The organism is Mycobacterium sp. 1165178.9, from assembly GCF_001673555.1.
Lineage (GTDB): Bacteria > Actinomycetota > Actinomycetes > Mycobacteriales > Mycobacteriaceae > Mycobacterium.
In genome coordinates this window covers 1-3945 of sequence record NZ_LZMB01000025.1, presented here as the reverse complement: position 1 = coordinate 3945, position 3945 = coordinate 1, and the positions used below count along the sequence as shown (strand labels likewise).

The window sequence follows — 3945 nt, the reverse complement described above, 5'->3', positions numbered from 1 at the left end:
ACTACTGGCGTGCGCGGCCAGCAGCGCCGACCACCGGGCAAACGATGTCCCCGCCGCCGGCAACGCTATGGGCTGCCCACCCCGACGCTGCTCCCACGCCAGATTGAGGTCCTCCAACAGAATCCGCCACGAGACTCCATCCACCGCCAGATGGTGAATAACCAACGCCAACTGACCCGTCGAGGCAGCCCACACCGCACTGAGCATCGCCCCGGCAGCCGGATCCAACCGCGAGCGCGCCGCGACCAACGTCTCGTCGGACAACACCTCAACTGCCCGCACGCACTCGTGGGCGCCCACCTCGCCGGGCTCGGGCACCCTCAACAACCAACCCCGGGCGCCATCGTCGACAGCGCGCAGCCGCAACATGGCATGCCGGTCCAGCAAGGCCTGCACAACCGCCACTACATCGGCCTCACCCACCCCCACCGGCGCCTGCACCACCACCGTCTGATTGAACTGCCCCACCGGGCCATCCACGCTCGCTAACCACCGCATAATCGGCGTCGCGACGACGGGCCCCGAGCCCTCATCGACCGGAGCGCCGGCGCCCTCGACCACCCCGGCCACCCGAGCCAATCGCGCCACACTCTGCTCGACGAACACGTCGCGAGGCCGAAACACCAGGCCCGCCGCCCGCGCCCGGGCCACGACCTGCATCGACAAAATGCTGTCCCCGCCCAGCTCGAAAAACGAGTCGTCGACTCCAACCCGCTCCAGCCCGAGCACCTGGGCATAGATGCCGGCCAGGATCTCCTCGGTCGGGGTGGACGGCGCGCGGTACAGGTCGCCTGCGGCGTACTCGGGTGCGGGTAACGCCCGCTTATCCAACTTCCCGTTCGCCGTCAACGGCAGCGCTTCGACGACCACCACCGCCGCCGGCACCATATACACGGGCAACCGCTCGGCCAGCGCGGCACGGACTTCGGCCGGGTCGGCCGTGCCGGTCACATATCCCACAAGTCGCTTATCGCCGGGGCGGTCCTCCCGCGCGATCACCGCCGCCTGCTCGACGCCGTCCAGGCCGGCCAACGCCGCCTGCACTTCGCCCAACTCGATGCGGTAGCCGCGAACTTTGACCTGCTCATCGGCACGCCCCACGTACCGCAGCTGCCCATCGGAACCCCAACACACCAGATCCCCGGTGCGATACATCCGCGGTCCCGACACCCCTTCGCCCCCGAACGGGCATGCCACGAACCGCGACGCACTCAACCCGGCGCGACCCACATAGCCGGCACTGACCCCGGCGCCGGCCACATACAACTCGCCGACCACCCCGACCGGCACCGGACGCAACCAGCGATCCAGCACGAAAAAGGCGAGCCGCGCCAACGGCACCCCAATCGGGCTGGCCGCACTGTAGACGTCGCCGGGCGCGATCTCCCGAAACGAGGCATGCACCGTCGTCTCGGTCGTGCCGTACAGGTTCAGCAGCCGCGGCGAGCCCGGATGCTGGTCTAGCCACGTTCCCAGTCGCCGCGGCTCGAGGGCTTCTCCGGCGAACAGAACAGCCCGCAATTTGAGTTGAGCTCCCAGGCCGGGCGCGAGCGCATCAGCGGTCTGCAAGGCGTAAAACGCCGACGGCGTCTGGCTCAACACAGTGACCTGTTCGGCCACCAATAAGGCGTGAAAATCTTGCGGGGAACGCGCCACCGACTCGGGTATCACCACCAGGCGTCCGCCACATAGGAGCGCACCCCATATCTCACACACAGAGACGTCAAAGGCCAGTGAATGCCACTGCGACCACACCTGCCCGTCGAGTTCCATCCCGGCCTCGAGTGACCCCAGCAACTGGATCACGTTGTGGTGAGTGACGGCAACGCCTTTGGGGACTCCGGTCGTGCCCGAGGTGTAGATCAGATACGCGATGTCCTCGGCCTCCGGCGCGGGCAACGCGGTGCTGGGCTGGGCCGCGATCCGCGGATCGCCCACCTCGATGACGGCCACGTCATGCCCGTCGAGCCGATCGGCCAACGCGCCGGTGGTGACCACCGCAACCGGTGCGGCATCACCGAGCAAGAACTCGACCCGCGCCGCGGGCACCACCGGATCAATCGGCACATAGGCCGCACCGGTCTTGAGCACCGCCAAAATCGCCACGATCGCCTCCGCCGACCGCGACAACAACAACGCCACCCGCTCCCCCGGACCAACACCGCGGGCAGCCAACACCTGCGCCAACCGATTCGACGCCTCATCAAGCTCCCGATAACTCATCGACGAGCCCTCAAACGACAACGCCACCGCCTCAGGCGCACGCGCCACCTGCGCAGCGAACAACCCCGGAATCGACACCCGCGCAGTCGGATCGGGCCGAGCCAACACCGCCCGATTGCCCCAAGCCTCAATCCGGACGTGCTCGGCCTCGTCGACCACATCGATCGAGGAGAGCCGCCGCGCGGGATCGGCGGGCATGGCGGCGAGTACCCGTCCCAACCGCTCGATGAGTAGCTGGATGCTGGCCGCATCGAACACGTCGGTGCGAAACTCCACCATCCCGCCGATCCCGGCCGGCTCTCCTACCTCGGTCCAACGCTCCCCCACCGAAAACGTCAGGTCCATGCGGGCGGTATGGGTGTCCGCCGGCAGCGAGGTCACGTGCAGATCGCCCAAAGCCGATTCCGCCGGGGGATCTCCGGCGAAGTTCTGCCAGGCCAACATCACCTGCACCAGCGGATGATGGTTCAGGCTGCGGGCCGGGTTGAGCCGCTCCACCAGTACCTCGAACGGCACGTCTTGGTGCTCGTAGGCGGCCAGGCTGCGCTGGCGCACCTGAGCCAATACTTCGGCGACAGTGGGGTCGCCGGCCAGATCGGCCCGCAACACTAAAGTATTGATGAAGCAGCCCACCAGCTCATCGAGCGCGGGGTCGCGGCGCCCGGCGATCGGAAATCCCACGGCCACATCGGAACTGGCGCTCATCTTCGCGAGCAGCACCGCAAGGGCGGCCTGCATCACCATGAAGCTGGTCGCCTTGTACTGACCCGCGAGCCCAGCAACCTGCTCCTGCAACTCGGCCGGCCAATCCACCATCACCCGGGCCCCGCGGTAATCGGCCACCGGCGGATACGGCCGATCGGTGGGCAACTCGAGCCGTTCGGGCAGCCCGGCCAAATGGTCTTCCCAGTAGGTCAGCTGCGCGGCGATCAGACTGTCACCATCGTCGAGATCGCCGAATTGTTCGCGCTGCCATAGCGTGTAATCGACGTATTGAACCGGCAGCGGCGCCCAACTCGGGGCTTGTCCGGCACACCGGCTGGCATAGGCCAGCCCCAAGTCGCTGACCATCGGCGAGATCGACCAGCCGTCCGCGGCGATATGGTGCACCACGGCCACCAGCACGTGCTCCTCGTCGGCGACACGCAAAAGCCTTGCCCGCAAAGGGATCTCAGACGTCAGATCGAACGGGTCGCGCACAACCACGGCGATGGCCTGCTCCACCCGGCCAGCCGACCAACCGGTGGCGTCCACGACCTGCCAACCGAAGTCGGCTTCCTCCACCGGGATCACCAGCTGCCGGGGCACGCCGTCCACCGACGGGAACAGCGTCCGCAGGCTTTCATGGCGACCCACCACATCGCCCAGCGCCGCTTGCAGCGCTTCGGGATTCAGGCGCCCGTTCAGCCGCAACGCCACCGCCATGTTGTACACCGCCGAGGGGCCCTGCAACTGGTCGATGAACCACAACCGATTCTGCGCAAACGACAACGGCACCACCTCGGGCCGCTGCACGGGAATCAGCGGGGCAAGTCGGCTCGCTACCTCACCGATATGGGGCGCCAACTGGGCCACCGTGGGCGCCTCGAACAGCACGGGCACGGCAAGCCCAGCGTCCAGGGCGGTGTTGATCGCGGCGATGGCTCGCATTGCCGACAGTGAATCGCCGCCCACATCGAAGAACGACTCATCGACCCCGACCCGGTCCAACCCCAAGACCTG

Annotated in this window: 1 protein-coding gene; it reads right to left on the bottom strand. The window is 67.4% G+C overall.

What is annotated here, in order from left to right; genetic code table 11:
- Positions 1-3945 (bottom strand): non-ribosomal peptide synthetase (locus A5652_RS01420; protein WP_156745088.1); only part of this gene is annotated, 3945 nt, incomplete at both ends.